19 protein-coding genes are annotated in these 16,426 nt (G+C 38.5%); 8 read left to right on the top strand and 11 right to left on the bottom strand.

Annotated features, from left to right (window positions below; all coding sequences use genetic code 11):
• Positions 1–58: 58 nt before the first annotated feature.
• Positions 59–1,753: a S8 family serine peptidase gene (locus JWG41_RS14435; protein ID WP_205270625.1), complete on the top strand. Its 1,695-nt coding sequence runs from the start codon at positions 59–61 to the stop codon at positions 1,751–1,753.
• A complete protein-coding gene (locus JWG41_RS14430; RefSeq protein WP_232374018.1) occupies positions 1,689–2,336 on the top strand; it encodes a hypothetical protein in 648 nt (215 codons plus the stop codon). Before JWG41_RS14435 ends, JWG41_RS14430 begins: the two co-directional genes overlap by 65 nt.
• Positions 2,337–2,361: 25 nt before the next feature.
• Here JWG41_RS14430 and JWG41_RS14425 read toward each other — a convergent pair whose 3' ends face one another.
• From JWG41_RS14425 to JWG41_RS14415, 3 genes are read right to left on the bottom strand one after another with little or no spacing between them, the layout of a single operon-like run.
• Positions 2,362–3,972 (bottom strand): ATP-binding protein, encoded by a 1,611-nt coding sequence (locus JWG41_RS14425; RefSeq protein ID WP_205270624.1) that lies wholly within the window; start codon positions 3,970–3,972, stop codon positions 2,362–2,364.
• Entirely contained in the window at positions 3,969–4,574 is a 606-nt protein-coding gene (locus JWG41_RS14420; protein ID WP_205270623.1) for a chemotaxis protein CheX, read from the bottom strand. The genes JWG41_RS14425 and JWG41_RS14420 overlap by 4 nt, the downstream gene beginning before the upstream one ends.
• A 2-nt stretch (positions 4,575–4,576) precedes the next feature.
• Positions 4,577–4,936, bottom strand: a complete 360-nt coding sequence (locus JWG41_RS14415) for a response regulator transcription factor (RefSeq protein ID WP_205270622.1) — start codon at positions 4,934–4,936, stop codon at positions 4,577–4,579.
• Positions 4,937–5,021: 85 nt separating this feature from the next.
• Between JWG41_RS14415 and JWG41_RS14410 the strand changes: the two genes are divergently transcribed.
• Complete coding sequence (locus JWG41_RS14410) at positions 5,022–5,525, top strand: MORN repeat-containing protein (RefSeq protein ID WP_205270621.1); 504 nt, start codon at positions 5,022–5,024, stop codon at positions 5,523–5,525.
• Here the strand turns inward: JWG41_RS14410 and metF are convergent.
• The 3 genes from metF to JWG41_RS14395 all read right to left on the bottom strand — a co-directional run bounded on the left by metF (position 5,490) and on the right by JWG41_RS14395 (position 7,632).
• The gene (gene metF / locus JWG41_RS14405) at positions 5,490–6,377 is read right to left on the bottom strand and encodes a methylenetetrahydrofolate reductase [NAD(P)H] (protein ID WP_205270620.1); all 888 of its coding nucleotides are present in this window, start codon (positions 6,375–6,377) and stop codon (positions 5,490–5,492) included. The two genes, JWG41_RS14410 and metF, sit on opposite strands and share 36 nt — an antisense overlap.
• A gap of 12 nt (positions 6,378–6,389) precedes the next feature.
• On the bottom strand, positions 6,390–7,205 hold the full coding sequence (locus JWG41_RS14400) for an SDR family NAD(P)-dependent oxidoreductase (RefSeq protein ID WP_205270619.1): 816 nt from the start codon (positions 7,203–7,205) through the stop codon (positions 6,390–6,392).
• A 175-nt stretch (positions 7,206–7,380) separates the two neighbouring features.
• Entirely contained in the window at positions 7,381–7,632 is a 252-nt protein-coding gene (locus JWG41_RS14395; protein ID WP_232374016.1) for an SDR family NAD(P)-dependent oxidoreductase, read from the bottom strand.
• Between the two features lie 59 nt (positions 7,633–7,691).
• Here JWG41_RS14395 and JWG41_RS14390 point away from each other — a divergent pair, with 59 nt between their 5' ends.
• Positions 7,692–8,447, top strand: a complete 756-nt coding sequence (locus JWG41_RS14390) for a biotin--[acetyl-CoA-carboxylase] ligase (RefSeq protein ID WP_205270618.1) — start codon at positions 7,692–7,694, stop codon at positions 8,445–8,447.
• The gene (locus JWG41_RS14385) at positions 8,448–9,239 is read left to right on the top strand and encodes a type III pantothenate kinase (protein ID WP_205270617.1); all 792 of its coding nucleotides are present in this window, start codon (positions 8,448–8,450) and stop codon (positions 9,237–9,239) included.
• On the opposite strand, the gene JWG41_RS14380 is transcribed toward JWG41_RS14385, so the two are convergent.
• The 4 genes from JWG41_RS14380 to JWG41_RS14365 are packed head-to-tail and all read right to left on the bottom strand — an operon-like array spanning position 9,228 to position 12,330.
• Positions 9,228–9,878: an SGNH/GDSL hydrolase family protein gene (locus tag JWG41_RS14380; protein WP_232374015.1), complete on the bottom strand. Its 651-nt coding sequence runs from the start codon at positions 9,876–9,878 to the stop codon at positions 9,228–9,230. The two genes, JWG41_RS14385 and JWG41_RS14380, sit on opposite strands and share 12 nt — an antisense overlap.
• A complete protein-coding gene (locus tag JWG41_RS14375; protein ID WP_205270616.1) occupies positions 9,875–11,311 on the bottom strand; it encodes a glycosyltransferase family 39 protein in 1,437 nt (478 codons plus the stop codon). The genes JWG41_RS14380 and JWG41_RS14375 overlap by 4 nt, the downstream gene beginning before the upstream one ends.
• Before the next feature lie 7 nt (positions 11,312–11,318).
• The gene (locus JWG41_RS14370; protein ID WP_002975971.1) at positions 11,319–11,657 is read right to left on the bottom strand and encodes an STAS domain-containing protein; all 339 of its coding nucleotides are present in this window, start codon (positions 11,655–11,657) and stop codon (positions 11,319–11,321) included.
• Between the two features lie 55 nt (positions 11,658–11,712).
• Entirely contained in the window at positions 11,713–12,330 is a 618-nt protein-coding gene (locus tag JWG41_RS14365) for a site-specific integrase (protein WP_205270615.1), read from the bottom strand.
• Between the two features lie 191 nt (positions 12,331–12,521).
• Here JWG41_RS14365 and JWG41_RS14360 point away from each other — a divergent pair, with 191 nt between their 5' ends.
• The 3 genes from JWG41_RS14360 to JWG41_RS14350 are packed head-to-tail and all read left to right on the top strand — an operon-like array spanning position 12,522 to position 15,275.
• Positions 12,522–13,592: a toxic anion resistance protein gene (locus JWG41_RS14360; protein ID WP_205270614.1), complete on the top strand. Its 1,071-nt coding sequence runs from the start codon at positions 12,522–12,524 to the stop codon at positions 13,590–13,592.
• 1 nt (position 13,593) lies between these two features.
• Entirely contained in the window at positions 13,594–14,463 is an 870-nt protein-coding gene (locus tag JWG41_RS14355; RefSeq protein ID WP_205270613.1) for a magnetosome magnetite crystal formation protein family, read from the top strand.
• Positions 14,463–15,275 (top strand): inositol monophosphatase family protein, encoded by an 813-nt coding sequence (locus JWG41_RS14350; RefSeq protein ID WP_205270612.1) that lies wholly within the window; start codon positions 14,463–14,465, stop codon positions 15,273–15,275. The genes JWG41_RS14355 and JWG41_RS14350 overlap by 1 nt, the downstream gene beginning before the upstream one ends.
• Here the strand turns inward: JWG41_RS14350 and JWG41_RS14345 are convergent.
• Positions 15,256–16,425: a glycosyltransferase gene (locus JWG41_RS14345; RefSeq protein ID WP_205270611.1), complete on the bottom strand. Its 1,170-nt coding sequence runs from the start codon at positions 16,423–16,425 to the stop codon at positions 15,256–15,258. The genes JWG41_RS14350 and JWG41_RS14345 overlap by 20 nt on opposite strands.
• Position 16,426 lies beyond the last annotated feature (1 nt).

The raw sequence follows: 16,426 nt of genomic DNA, 5'->3' as shown, positions 1-16,426 counted from the left end.
ATTGGATTGTTTCGGCCGGTTCGAATGTTATAAGAAATAGGTCGGGAATTTCCATCAGATGAATCGAATGAAAACTTCAATTTCTATCCTTGTTTTTGTTATTACCTTCTTTGGAAATTGTAATCCAGTCAATGATAATGATCCGCTCAGTGACTCGCTTGTTTATTTTCTCCTTCTTCAAGCAGTAGCGAATGCGAGTGAAGAAAACTGTAATTTTTCTCCAAGTGCAAGTGGTGACGCACTTTATTTCGACCAGTGGCATTTACAAAACATGGGTCAATCTGGAGGTATCTTTGGTGAGGACGCGAATGTAAATTCTGTTTGGAACCTAGGTATTTCCGGAAATCAAGTGATTGTGAGTGTTGTCGATGATGGAGTCGACATTCGTCACGAAGACCTATCTTCTAATATTTCTGTGACTGCACGTGGATTGAATCTCCTTAACAGTACCATCTATCCTACGCATTCCTATGCAAAGAGTTTTCATGGAACTGCGGTCAGCGGTGTAATTGCCGCAAGAGGGGGAAATGGAATTGGTGTTCGTGGAGCTGCCCCCTGTTCTAAGATAGTTGGTGTCAACATACTCGAAAAATCGACCATTTATACTTCGGATGAATATCGGGCCATGGTGAATGAATCGGTCCGTGTTTCTATTTCGAATAATAGCTGGGGTTCTCCTGATGGATATGGTTGGCTTTGGCCATCTAGTTCTCTTTGGCAACAAGGGGTGAACGAAGGAATTCAAAAGGGTAAGTCTGGTAAAGGCAGCGTCTATGTTTGGGCCGCGGGCAATGGAGCCAATGGTGGGACCATTTCTTCTCCCGTTCTTGTCGATAATGCCAATTACGATGGCCAGGCCAATTATTATGGTGTGATGGCTATTGGCGGAATTGGTCAAGATGGTATTAAAGCAAACTATTCAGAATCAGGTGCTAACTTATGGGCAGTTGCTCATACCCAAGGGAATAATGCAACCGCCTACACAACTGCCATTTCTACTACGGATGCAACAGGTAGTAACGGCTTGAATGCTGGTGGTACTTCTGGAGATTATTCGTTTGCAAACTATACAAGAAAATTCAATGGAACTTCTTCTGCGACTCCTTTGGCTGCCGGTGTCATCGCCCTTTTGGCAAGTGATAAATCCAGTTTAACTTGGCGCGATATACGCGAGTTAGTTGCTTATTCTGCGAGACAAAACGATCCAGGAGATACGGATTGGAGTATGAATGCAGCAGGACTCAATATCAACCATAAATATGGATTTGGTGCAGTAGATGCTACGAATCTCATTCAGAGGGCTTTGACTTGGCCAAACATTGTGGCACCACAAATTATCGATACCAAGGCAACATTGTCTCCCAACACTCCTATTCCCGATAATGATGTTGTGACCGGTGCAACGGTTAATTATCCTGTTACCTCTAGTATTAGTTACATTGAGTATGTTGATGTAGAATTTACATCACATCACACTTTTTTTCCAGAGTTATACATTCTCATTACCTCGCCAAGTGGAACAACAAGTTTCCTATCAGAGGCACATGCATGTCTCAATCCATATAGTAATACTTTATGTTCTTCAGGAAATACTTCCATTGCAACAATGACAGGTTCTCCCACTTACCGTTTTGGACTGGCCCGCACTTTAGGTGAAAATCCCAACGGGACTTGGATCATTCGAGTGTATGATGCCAGTGCCTCTGACACGGGATCCATCAACTCCGTTCGATTACGAATTTATGGAAGGTAAACCAATGGACAAACAAAGAATGAATTTTACCAATTGGATTTGCTTACTAACTTTAGTTTGGTGGATGTTGGTTCCACTCAGCGCAGAACCAAAAGACCCCCCGAGTTCCATTACTTTTGTGGAAGGTGGAGTCACTAAAACTTTTTATCGGAACCCTGGTGTTGTAGCTGAATTTGTAAACCAAAATCAGGCTCAGACGAACCAACAAACAAATCAAGGCAAACAAGGGATTAAGTTTGGATGGAACGTTCGACCGGCTGGCAAAGAACTTTTTCCCAAATCATCCAAATCGACTTCGACTGCTAAAGTAACAGAAGTATATTCTACTTCCGTCGGTGCCGGTGCTAACATTGTGTTACCGGGAATTTTGATTGTGACATTTTCTAGTAACCAATCACAAGAATCTTTAGAACGAATTTCTAAAAAATATGGAATACAAATCCTAAATCAGTTTTCTCCACGATTGGTGAGTTTTCAAACAGAACCAGGTTTTGTGTCTGTGGAAAAAGGTAATGAAATTCTATCAGAGCCGAATGTATTGGAAGCATATCCAGATACGGCCGTTCAAAAAAGTTTAAAATAAGATTCGCATAACCAATCATTGATGGTTACATTGCGAGATAAAAATACATCAACTTCAGAATTTCCTGTTTTCTCACTGGTTTTGAAAGGTAGGAAGTAATTCCTGCTAAAAAACTTTTGCTAATATCCTCTTTTTGAACATTTGCTGAAATGGCAATGATTGGTATGGAATTACTATCACTAGTTTGGTTAGCCAATTCGATTTTTCGTATTTCTCTTGTGGCCTCCATTCCATCCATTTCTGGCATTTGCATATCCATAAGAATGATATCGAATTTCTGTGATTTGAAATTTTCTAAAGCCTGTTTGCCATTATAAGCGGTAACAATATCAATTGGATATTTGCGAAAAAAAGTCTTAATGATAAAAATATTTTCTTCTGAATCTTCTGCTAAAAGGACTTTGCAGTTGGGGAAATTTTCCGGTTCAGGAAGTTCTAAATTGAGCCAGTGTTGGTGAATTCCAGAAATCCGTTTGATAAAACCTTCATAAGGTATTTCGAATATAAATTTGGACCCAACCCCAACTTCACTGACAACCGAAATATCCCCACCCATCAGCTGAATTAATTTTTTTGTAATGGTCAATCCAAGGCCAGTCCCACCATATTTTCTCGTGGTTGAACTATCTACTTGAGTAAAACTTTCAAATATAGATGCCAGTTTTTCGGAAGGAATTCCAATTCCAGAATCTTCTACCGATATTTTTAAATTCTTTTTGTTTTCGCATAACGAAGCATTTACGAAAATTTTTCCTTTTTCAGTAAATTTCATCGCATTGCCTAACAAATTAATAAGAACTTGTTGTAATCTTGTAGAATCACCAGCAATACTTTCGGATATATCATCTCCTACATGAAATTCAATTAGAATCCCTTTGGCTTTTGCCTTCATGAAAAATAATGAAACTGTTTCATTCAATAGGTTTCGAATGGAAAAATGGATATGTTCCATCTCAAATTTTCCCGATTCAATCCGTGATAAGTCCAATATATCATTAATAATATTGAATAAGGCTTTTCCTGAATTTCGAAGGACAGTCAAATACTCTTGTTGTTCCTCTGTTAATTCAGTTTCATTTAATGTATCTGTCATTCCAAGGATGGCATTTAGTGGAGTCCGAATTTCATGACTCATAGACGCTAAAAAATCTGTTTTTGCTTGGGATGCTTTTTGTGCTTCGACTTCTCTTTGATTGGCTAAGGTCATTTGTTCCCGCAAAAGTTTTTCCCGAACCACTTGTTGCGAAACATCTGAAATCTGAATCATACAAAAATGATCCGTTTCATCTTCAATGGAGATAGGAATGATATGTAAATATTGATAGATTCGTTCTTCGGCTTCCCTTCTTTTTTCATTATCATAAAGGGGGAATGGAAATGGATTTAAAGTATGAGTTAATATGGAATATTGCGAATACTGCAAACAAAGTTCAATGGATTTGAATGTCCTGGTATTGATTAATTCAGGAAATATTTCTAAAAAAGAAGAATGCAGTAAGTCTACTTCTTTGAGGTTTGAACTTTTTAAAAACCAACTATTTACCAAAACAATATTTAGATTTTTATCCAGAATAAGAATCCCTATCCCGGATTTTTTAACGATCGTTAGTAAATGCTTTTCACTGAGAGAGTTCACTGTTTTAACTTTTCAATGAGTACTCTAGAAAGGTTTTTGATGCTATCGAAATTAAGAATGAAAAATATATATCCTTTAATATCCTTTCCTTTTAGTTTATAATCAATAAAAACTAAAAGGATGGAGTTATCTTTTTTTGGGTTCCGTCCGAACAATAAATCTTCATATTTTCCAGCAAAGAATTCTGGAACATGAGTTTCTATTTTATAATCAGACAATTTGGATAAATTTGACAATATGGCATTTAAGATAATATTTCCAATTTCACTGAGTGCATCTTTTTCAAATTGTGAAACTTCGTTTAAGGCTACATAGTCCTTCATCATCATTTTGACTATTTCCAAACTTGCGCTTTTATGAAATAATAAGAATGCAGAACCATCACCAATTTCACCAACAAACTTTTGTTCAATTGTGCATACATCTTGATTTGCAAGATATTCTATTTTCTTTGCTTCTTCTGTTGTGATTAGTTTTAAACTTGGTACGGTGAGTAATATTTCATCGGAAATCATTTCACCCATTAGTTTGGCAGCCGCACCAAGGCTAATGTTGAATAGTTCGCATAACGAATCTCTTTCTATTTCAGTTAAAGAATTCATGTTTAATCTAGATGTGGAAAGATTTTTTCTGCGGTTACAGGTTTTTCTACAAAATCAATTCCTATTGACTTTGCTCTATTTTTGATCGCATCTTGAATGTTAGCTGTAATCAAAACCATTTTTGTATTTTTGTAAGTTTTTCTGAGGTCTTCTGCTAAATCTAATCCCGAAAGGGTTCCTGGCATGTTTTGGTCTAAACTAAAAAAATCAATATTTTGGTGTTCGGTTAAAACGATCTTGGCAGCATCCGCAGTATCAGCCTCCAAAATTTCCCAATTTGGGTATTTATCTAAAATAATCTTTCGGATCATCAAACGAGTGACTGTGCTATCGTCTACGATTAGCGCTTTTTTTTGTGACATATGTTATTGCCTTAATTCCGAACTAGTTTATATATGAGATTGCACCTATTAATTGACGGAAAAAAAACCTTCTCCCTGACCATACATGCGATCCAAAAACTTTATATTTTTATTTTTATACCTTTTCTGCTTCTGCAAGTCGAACCAAAAAATCTGTGAAGGTGAAAATTGCAGAAACGGAAAATTCCAGGTTCAATATGAAAATGGCGATCGGTTTGACGGAGAATTTTTAGAAGATATCAAACAAGGTTCAGGGATTTACCGTTATGCCAATGGTGATGTTTTTGAAGGTAATTACCAATTCGGATATAAAGAAGGTTTGGGAGTTTATTCTTTTGCCAATGGAGATAAATTCATTGGTTTGTATTCCAAAGGAAAACGCCAAGGTTTGGGAAAATATATTTATTCTGATGGTTTGGTATTGGAAGGGTATTGGGAAAACAACCAATTACAAGGCCAGGCAAAGATCATCAATGCAAAAGGTAGTTTAGTAGTGGAAGGAATTTGGAAAGACAATCGGTGGATGGGAATCACACCGACACCTGCGTCCGCATCAACCAATACTGTCGAAGTTTCGAACCCCGAGTGATTCGTAAATTTTTCTAGTCGCCTTAGACTTGTTAAGCGTATACATATGAATCCCTGCGACCTTATGGTCTAACAAATCTCTTACTTGTTCTGTTGCCCAATGGATCCCCACATTCTCTGCATAGGAATCGTCTTCCGCGCGGGAAAGAGATTTTAACAATTTTGCCGGGAAATTGGTTCCTAAAGATAGTTCTGCCATTCTCGCCATTCCTTTTCTGGAAGTGACCGGCATAATTCCGGCAATGATGGGAACTTTGATTCCTGCAATTTCACAACGTTCTACAAAATCATAAAAGTAGTTATTATTAAAAAACATTTGTGTACAGATATAATCAGCACCTTGGTCCACTTTCCATTTTAAATATTCAATTTCTTTCAAACGGTTGGGAGTGGAGGGATGTCCTTCTGGAAATCCTGCGATACCAATTCCCATTTCTGGAAATTCTTTTTTGATGAAACTAACCAATTCACCGGCATAAGCAAAACCATTCTCGGTCTGTTTGAATTCGGTTTGTCCTTTCGGTGGATCTCCCCGTAGAGCCATGATATTGTGGATTCCACTTTTTTGATATCGTTTGAGGATGTCTCTGATTTCATCTTTGGTAGAGCCAACGCAGGTAAGGTGGCTAATGATTGTTAAACCAGTCTGTTCTTGGAGTTTTACCACCAAGTCATGAGTGAGGTCTCTTGTGGATCCACCCGCCCCATAAGTTACACTTACATAGGCCGGGTTCATTTCGGACAATTCTTGGATGTTTCGGAACAAATCCTCAGATGCTTCCGCGTTTTTAGGAGGGAAAAATTCGAAGCTGATGGTGGTTTGTTTTTTACCGAGAATCTGAGAAATATGCATAAAACCTATCCTCTAAACAGGAATATTTTTCTCAAGTCCCTTGTTTGCCACAAGCCAACCTTTTGAGGCTTTTGTTTTCACTGCCAACCAAAGCGAAAATTTAGGAAACAAGGCAGGTAGGATGACAATGGATGCTCGTAAGTAGGATGGAACCATCACTTCCCCAGGATTTTTTTTGATCGCGTAAAGAATGGCATCGGCTACTTGGGAAGGTTCGATCACAGGTGTAAAGAGGGAAGGTTTGACCCCGGCAATCATTCTAGTATTCACCATTGTGGGACAAATCCAACTAACACCGATTTGTGTTTCGTAAAGTTCCATCTTAAGTGCTTGGGAAAATCCAACCATTGCATGTTTTGTTGCGGAATAGGTAACCGTTCCTTCTGTTCCAAACTTACCTGCAATACTTGCTAAATTGATGATAGCTGCTTCTTTTTGTTCTTTTAAGATGGGAAGAGAAAGATAAACCAATTTCATGGGAGCAGTCACATTGATTTGGATGGCTTTACTCCAAACGGAAAAATCCTTTCCCTCGTAAGCTCCACTCGGTGCAATTCCGGCATTGTTGATTAGGATTTGGTAACTCAAACGTTTCTTTTTGATTTGTTTGATTAGAGATTCTACTTCTGACTCTTTGGAAAGGTCACAAGCAAAACCGTAGAATTTTCTACCGAGAGATTCTACCTTGTTTTGAATTTCTTTTAATAATGGTAGTTTGATATCCACACCAATGATATCGTTTCCTTCTTTTGCCAATCGTTCTGCCGTCAAAGCCCCGATTCCCATACCACATCCAGTGACAAGTACTGTATTTCCTGATAATTTCATTCCCTAAACCTATGGTATTTTTTACTTTCGTCAATCCGAATCGAGTGAGAAATGGACGCATGGAATATAGATTGTTAAAACCGGAATTGGGTCATAGACTTTCCACCGTCACATCGACGAATGAATGGATTCGTGATGTTTCGATCCCCTTTGGTTCGTGGGTGATTGCGGACGATCAAACTGCAGGCAAAGGTCGTGGACAAAATATTTGGCAATCGTTAGGCGAAGATCCCCTGATTTTTTCTGGAAAAATCAGGTAGAATTTTCTACCGAGAGATTCTACCTTGTTTTGAATTTCTTTTAATAATGGTAGTTTGATATCCACACCAATGATATCGTTTCCTTCTTTTGCCAATCGTTCTGCCGTCAAAGCCCCGATTCCCATACCACATCCAGTGACAAGTACTGTATTTCCTGATAATTTCATTCCCTAAACCTATGGTATTTTTTACTTTCGTCAATCCGAATCGAGTGAGAAATGGACGCATGGAATATAGATTGTTAAAACCGGAATTGGGTCATAGACTTTCCACCGTCACATCGACGAATGAATGGATTCGTGATGTTTCGATCCCCTTTGGTTCGTGGGTGATTGCGGACGATCAAACTGCAGGCAAAGGTCGTGGACAAAATATTTGGCAATCGTTAGGCGAAGATCCCCTGATTTTTTCTGGAAAAATCAGAATGTCTGCAGCAGAGATTTCCCTTCCTTTATTATCTATTTTTGTTTCTTCGGCGTTACTGAAATCCATCTTTCTTTTTTTTCCGGAACGAGAAGCTGACACAACGGTGAAGTGGCCGAATGATATTTATCGTAATGATAAAAAAGTGGGAGGAATTTTGGTCCAATCCGAATTCACAAATGGAATCTTTGATGTGGTTGTGGGGATTGGATTAAATTTCTTTGGATCTGCGATCCCAGATGCCCTCAAAGATAAGGCCACCTTTTTGTGTGACAAACCATTGGAAGAAGGAATTTTAGAACGATTCGCAAACCAATTGATTGTTGATTTAAACCAATCGGTAATTTCCTTACTCGACCAAGGACAAATTCTCAAAGATTTAGTTTGGATTGAGGATCATTCGTTATTAAAACACAAGGTGATTGAAACCGAATGGGATTCTAGAATGGTTCGTGGCCGTGTTTTGGGAATTGATGAATTAGGATTCCTTCTCATTATGACCGAAACCGGCGAAAAGATTGAACTGATGGATACCTCACCAAAATTTCGGATTATATAAATGTCAGAATCACCATTATTATTAGTTATCGATGTAGGGAATACGAACACTGTGTTCGGTGTATTTCGTGAAGGAGAGGACACTCCTGACTTTCACAAACGAACTGTAACTCGAAAAGACAGAACGTCCGATGAACTTGGACTTTTTCTAAAGGGTTTTTTAACACAAGAAAATGTAAAAGCGGATCGTGTGAAAAGGGCTATTTATTCGAGTGTTGTTCCGTCGTTAAATCCGATCGTTGAGAGGATGTTAGAAGATTGGTTTGATGTAAATCCTCTACGTGTTCACTATCAAATGAATCTTAACTTTGGAATTAGTTATCCGCGTCCGTTTGAAATTGGTGCGGACCGGTTGGTGAATGCGGCCTACTGTGCGAAAACCTATCCCGGAAAGAAAGCCATCCTTGTGGACTTGGGAACAGCGACTACCTTTTGTGTGATCAGCGAAAAACCTGAATATGTTGGTGGTGTGATTGCTCCTGGTCTTAAAATTTCCATGGATGCCTTAACTCGTAATACGGCCCAACTCCCTCCTATTGTTTTTGGTTCCCCAAAGCGAGTGTTAGGCGAATCTACTGTGGAATCTATCCAAGCTGGATTTTTCTTTGGTTGGATTGGTTTATTAAAAGAAATCGTAAGAGCCATCAAAGAAGAACATCCCGGAGATTACGTAGTCGTTGGAACCGGGGGACTTGTTACCACCATTCATGCTTCGCATAACCAAGTGTTCGACGAAATTGATCCTATGATGACTTTGAAAGGACTCAAAATCCTCGCGGATCTAAATTCCTAATATTTTTTTACGATAAGCTTCCCCCATCAGTTCATATCCAATTTGGTTGGGATGGATGGGGTCAGAGATAGGATACAAGGGAAGACTTCCGGAATAGGATTCAAAAATAGATTCGATGTCTACAAAATCGATATTGGTTTTGTTTTCTTTTAAGTTGCGGATGGTTTGGTTATTGGTTCTGATGGTTTCTCGAATCGAGGTCATATTCGTCAAAGGGATTGCGGTGAGTAAGACTCTTGATACTTGCGAAGACTCCAAAAAAGATACCAACTCCCTCGTTTTAGATTCGAATCCACTTGCTCCATATACCATGGCATCATTTGTTCCCAGTTCAATGATCCAAAGATCGGTAGGAATTTCATTCATACGATTTTTGTTCTGTAACCAATCCTCCGTTGTGTAACCTGCCACCGAGATATCGGTGATCTTAAATTCTGAGGGAAGTTTGGTTCTGAGTCCAAAACCATCCGACCATTGACCTAAAGAATCTCCAACGATAGTGATGCGACGTTCCAAGGAAATTCCTCCGAGCAGTGATAGGTATTGGTTTGTTGGTTTGTCGGAATGGTAACATCCCATAAGTAAAACCAAACTGAAAATGGGAATTAAGTAGGTTTTAGAAAGAACCCGGACTTTCATTTTTTTGTATAAACAATGGTTTTATAATGCAGCCAATGATTGCCGGGAACAGGAATCTCCCATTCTTCTCTCTGCCATGAGGACTGATTGATAAAATCTTTTATGACGGGATTCATCAATTGGTCATCATAGAATACAAAACTATCTCGTGACCGGATGGTTTTGATGTATGCAACAGATGGAATGTCCAACTCTCCTGGGATGAATTCCAAAATATCTAAATCAGGTCTTTTCTTTCGTAAATCAAAATAGGGATCGGGAAGGGCCTGTAAATAAACCGATTTGGACTGAGCTAAACTCATTTCTAAATGTTGGAAATGTGAATCTAAAATTTGTTTGGAATCGGTTTGAAACCAATGGATATGATTGGTATAAAGTAAACTTCCAAGTGATACCAAAACTCCAACCAGCGCTAATTTTGAAACGGATTGTTTGGAGTCGTATAACAAAGCCATTCCGAATGCTAGAGGGAAAAGAATATGGAAAACATACCATCCTTCGGAAGAGGTATATAAAGAGACGAGAATGGATAGAATCCAAATCCAAAACAAAATCCATTTTTGGTTTAGTTTTCCATACTTTTGGAAGGACTGATAAGAAATCAAAACCAAGGCAATGAGTTGTGTTAGGATGATCACCAGTCGTAATTTTGAAAATCCAAACCCGAAGGAAAATACTTTGACTTTGTCGATCAGCGTAAAACTTCCGAGTAAGTTTCGTTTTCTTGCGAGTTGGGCACCAAATTGAATTTCAAACCAATCCCAATGCGGATGGATGTAATACAACCAACCAAGAATGGGTAGAACACCTCCCAGGAAAAACCAGGGAAGGGATTTTAAGCCAAAGTTTCTCCAAACGAGAAATGCAGTTACAAGTCCAAAGGAAGCTCCAATGGGATGGGACAACGAGGAGAGGGAAAGAGCCACTCCTGCTAAAAAAACAAACCATAATTTCGATTTATCTTTGTTAGTTGCAAATAATAGACTTAAGATAATGAAAAAAGCAGTGAGGCCTTCCATCCTTGCTGCCGTTCCAAAACGAAATAGAAGTGGTTCCCAGAGAACACTAGCAAAGGCAATTTGGCATCCCCATTCGGAGATCGATTGTCTTTTTAATAAAAGGTAAAAACCAAGTGCAGTAAGATAGACAATGATGACATTTGCAAGGCGAACGGTCGTTAGTGTGTCAGGAAAAATCGATAGGGAAAATCCAGAAAACAGGAAATACACCGGTGGCATCCAAAGGGTTTTGGATTCCATACCGGGGATAAGACCTTTCAACACATTGGTTTGCAAATGGCCACTTGTGGAAAAAGAAAAGGAAGGGGAGAAAAACAAAACTTCATCCGGCCAAACGACCGGGAAGATATCCAAGTTGATCCCAACCTGGAAGAAAAACAGTGCAGAGATAATGAAAAACGAGGCGTAAGCCACGTGGTTACTATTTAGAGAGGGAGTTAACGGCTTCTTGTTCCGTTTCAAAAACTTCAAACAGATCCAAAAGTTCCACTACATCAAACACCTTTTTGACAGGAGGTGTGATACAGCAGAGTTTCAACTTTCTACCTTGTTTGTCCAATTCTCGAACCATCCCAACAAAGATACGAATTCCTGAAGAGGAGATGTAGGAGATAAGCTCTAGGTTGATGATGATATCGCCCTCGCCGTTTTGCACGTCGTCGGCCAATTTGGCCTCCACTTCATCCGAATGGGTAATGTCCAAACGACCGTTTAGGTGAACGAGTGTGTGCTTTCCGATTTTTTTGGTCTTTATTTCCAAAGCGAGCCTACTTGGTGACTAGAATCTCTGAAAACACCAAAGGTTCAAGAAATTTTTAAGCTGCTTGGTTTTTGTTTCGATTAAAAAGTCGCGGATCTGTTCGTTCTTCGACCGGAATGTGTAATAATATTCTTTGCTTGGTGGAACGAGTGGTTCTATGTCCCAAAAACTCTTGAATTTCCCAAACAGGAAAACCTTTTTTGAAAAGCTCTAATGCAATCACATCACGAAGGAAGGGAATATGGATTTCTTTAGAGATGAGATGGCTTGCATTCTTAAGAATTTTTTGAATGGTTCTTGTTCTTAATTTTCCATAACGACCGGGAAACAGATAATCGGTCGGTAAGAACTCGGAGGAATACCGATAGAGCTCCAATGCTAAGTTGGGTTCGAGGAAGATCTTCCTTCTACGCAAACGACCACCGTTCTTTAATTTGAATAGGTTCCGTTCGGGACTAAAATCGGAAATTTTGAGATGGATCAGTTCTGGGAGCGAGAGTCCTGTGCAGACTAAGAATTTGATGATTAAATAATGAAGGTAATTTCTCGCACGCAGTCGAAACAATAGAGTTCGAATCTCCGTTTGGTCAAACAAACGATTGTCGAGTGTCATAACATCAACCGTCAATACTTGTGGGAGGAGGATTGGTAGATTCAAATCATTATTTAGCATAAATTTTTCTCGCAGGAATGTAACAGTTATAACAAATCATGCAATCAAATTGTCACCAAACTGTGGTTTTGGATCGAATTTCCTAAGAAATAAATTTACTAGTTCATGTTTTCACACCTTCTCATTTTCTGCTTGATTCATATCGTAAAAACGATCCTATCTTTGGGAGAAACGAGAAAGGACAGATACTTATGGACTCTTTGGAACTAAAAACGAATGACCCGGAACTACAACTCACAAAGGAAGACTTAGCAAAAGTTGAAGAACTCACGGGACAGATACAACTCAACAATCCGAATGATGTTGTCTCCTACGGAGCCTCAGCCCAAGCCAAAGTTTCTGAATTTGCAGATAAAGTACTTTCGGAAATCAAAACTAAAGATTCTGGATATGCGGGAGAACTTTTAAACAACCTATTGTTCAAAATTACAGATTTAAATTTGGATAGTTTTGCCGGCGAAGGGAACACTTTGTCCAAAATTCCGCTGATTGGAGGTCTTTTTGACGCTTCCAGGAAGTTTTTAGCAAAATTTGAAGACTTACAGTCCCAAATCGAGAAGATTGTGGAAGAATTACATACGGCTCGAACCAACCTAACAAAAGACATAACATTATTACAGGCGTTATATGAGAAAAACTTGGAATATTTTAAAGAAATTCAGGTGTATATCGCTGCTGGTGATAAAAAAGTCCAAGAATTAAGAGACAAAATTCTGCCAGAGATGTTGGGAAAAGCAAAAGCCCAAGGGGATACGCTGGCTTCCCAACAATACCAAGATATGATCCAAATGGTGGATCGTTTTGAGAAAAAAATCCACGATCTGAAACTCACACGAATCCTTTCTTTGCAAACCGGGCCACAGATTCGCCTCATCCAAAATGGAAATCAGGTTCTTGTCGAAAAAATCCAAAGTTCCATTTTGAATACAATTCCTCTTTGGAAAAACCAAATTGTAATCGCATTAGGTTTGTTACGCCAAAGAAAAGCCTTGGAAGCGCAAAAACAAGTTTCCAAAACTACCAATGACCTAATCCAAAAAAATGCGGAAATGTTAAAAACAGGAACTGTTGAGATCGCAAGAGAATCTGAAAAAGGAATCATCGAAATCGAAACATTAAAAACTGTAAACCAACAGCTAATTTCAACCATTACGGAAACTTTGAAAATCCAAGAAGAGGGTCGTCAAAAAAGAAAGTTAGCGGAACAAGAAATGATCAAAATTGAATCAGAAATCAAACAAAAACTTTTGGAATCAAAATAGAATGACTGAAGTGCAATTGGAACAAAATCAAGACGAAAAGAAATGGGCGAGGCGCGCCCATATTTCTACTATCCTTACTTATCCAATGGCTTTATTGCCGTTTCCATTTTTTATCTCTTCCCTGGGAGCCATGATTTATCCTTTTGTGATGTGGCTTTCAAGAAATAAATCTTCTTATTCCGCAAAACAATCATTAGAGGCAATTTACTTACAAGCTTTGTTATCACTCGGATTTTTTGGATTTGGAACTAAGTTTGGTGATGATCGGGTTTTACTAGTGTTTTCCTATGTGTTTATGGCTTTCCTACATGTGATTCTTTTGGGAATTGCTATTTATCGAACTACCATTGGAAAAGCTCACAGCTATCCATTCAGTTTTTTCCCTCTTCTATTTTCTTCTAATACAACAAAAGAGAATTGGAATGAACTAAAGAAAAAATTTGAAGATAAGGTAGAGTTTACCGAATATAAATCGCAAATGGAACGTTTGGATGGATTTCGCCTTGTTACAGAAAAAGAATCCAAATCACTCACGGATCCAACACTCCAAGGATTGAGTACAGAATATTTACATTCGTTATCTGATTTACGTGTTCGTCTCGCAGAAGATCCGTTATCTTATCGAAAGGCAAAACAATTTTTGAATTATTTTCCCGAAACTGTATCTAAGATCTTAAGCCAATACAACAAAGTAAGTGTCGATGTTGGTTCCGCTGATACAGAAAAAAGAAAAACAGAACTAAACTCTTTACTCAGTGAAGTAATTAAAACTACCGAACAGGTAAGAAATAAACTGAAAGCAGATGAAACCCTAAATTTAGATGTTGAGATCACCGCCATGAAGAAAAACATCGAATTTGGTGGGTATTGATGCAATCTGAGTTACTGGATAGATCTTATCATTTTTTAAAATTCCTTCCGACTGTTGCCGACTTCCTTGTTCAAAAACATAAAGAATCGGGACTTAAGGTAGATGAAAAAGGTTTATACAACCTGGTTACAGAAGCTGATTTAAAAGCAGAATCTATGATTTTGGATGAGATTCAAAAAAACTATCCAACGGATGGGATTCTTTCGGAAGAACGAGGGAAGATCGAAGGGAAATCAGGTTATACTTGGGTAGTGGATCCTTTGGATGGAACGACTAACTATACTCATGGTCTACCGTTGTATGGAATATCTGTGGGTGTTGTGGAAACAGAAACCATGACCCCTCTGATTGGAATGGTTTTTTTTCCCGAGTTGAATACCTATTATCATGCGATCAAAGGCCAAGGGGCTTTCCGAGAAAAAACTCCCATCCAAGTTTCTAAAACACCTTCCTTAAAGGATTCTCTTTTTGTCACAGGATTTCCTTACGATCGGAATTTATCTTTAGATACACTCATGCAATATTATAAATCCATTTTGCAAAAATCTCGTGGAATTCGTAGAACGGGAGCGGCCACACTCGATTTATGTTGGTTAGCCGAAGGAAAGTTTGAAGGATATTATGAACTGGGACTAAAACCTTGGGATATGGCAGCGGCAGGTCTTGTTGTTCTCGAAGCTAAAGGAAAAATCACTTCTATGGATGGTAACGATTTTTCTATTATGAATCCGAGTCTATTGGCAACTAATGGCCTTGTACATGAATACTTGTTAGCCGAATTTGAAGGACAGATCAACCGAGTAGCATACTAACCATTTGGTTTAGTTTTTTACGAATCACTTCTTTGCTAAAGTTAGCCAAAACATATTCCCGACCATTCTGACCTAAACGGGTGGCAATGTCTCGATTCTCCAATAAAAAATCCAAAGTCCTTTGGAACGAAAGAGAATCTGAATAATATAGTCCCCCCTGACTCCGCAAACAATGTCCTCGCATCACCGAGGATTTTGCATTCACAAGTACAGCTTTTTTTTGAATCCATGCTTCCATAATAGAAATAGAAAAACTTTCAAAGGCAGACGGATTGAGTAATAAAAAAGACTTTTGGATTTCTGAAATTTTTTCTTCTTCGCTAACATAACCAGTAAAAGTAATCAAAGGATCTGTTGGGACTTCCATAGATGAAACCGATCCCAAAGATTTGATGGTAATGTCTTTTCTATTAGAAAACAATTTCCAATTTTGAAAGTAATCAAAAAGTTCAGGATATCCCTTTGCTGGTTCAATTCGACCGATAGTGATCAATTGGTTGGAATTTTGATTTGAGAGTTCTGTGTTTACGAAACTATCATTGATATAGGTTCCAATCAAAAAATACGAACTAGTTTTTTGTTTTGTATAGGCCTCGTAAACCGACATTTCTTCTGGAGCATTGAAACTATAGACATACTGATTGGAGTAGGTCTTTCTATACATAGGAAGCCGAAAGGGAGGTTCATCATGAAATGTAGGAACAATCACAAAGGGAATTTTTAGTTTTGGAATACTGGCAACAACCGGATAATACAGATACCCGATAAGAATGGCGATGTCATAAGAGTTCTGTTCTTTGGTTACATAGTTGATTAAGTCCGGACAATAAGGGCCTTGTTCTTTTAGAAATTCCCACTGGTCTTTGTCGGATACAGAATCCCTTTTTTCCAAACATCGGCTTAGGATTTGATTCATCTTGGACATCTTTCTTGTTTGAGTCACCGGAAATCGAAGGATCCGAATGGAATTTTCTTTCGTTTCGCCTTTCGGAAATTCATTTTTCCAACTTACATAGTCTTTCGCAGAAGATGTACATACCGTCACATCATTGGATTCTGATAAGATGGATGCATAATCATAAGCTAGTTTTTCCGCACCACCAGAGGCATGTTCTAAAAAACGGGCAGTGATGATGAGAATCTTTGCCATT

Origin of the sequence: Leptospira chreensis (assembly GCF_016919165.1) — a bacterium.
In the GTDB taxonomy this organism is placed as follows: Bacteria; Spirochaetota; Leptospiria; order Leptospirales; family Leptospiraceae; genus Leptospira_A; species Leptospira_A chreensis.
This window is presented reverse-complemented; position numbering and strand designations above follow the sequence as displayed.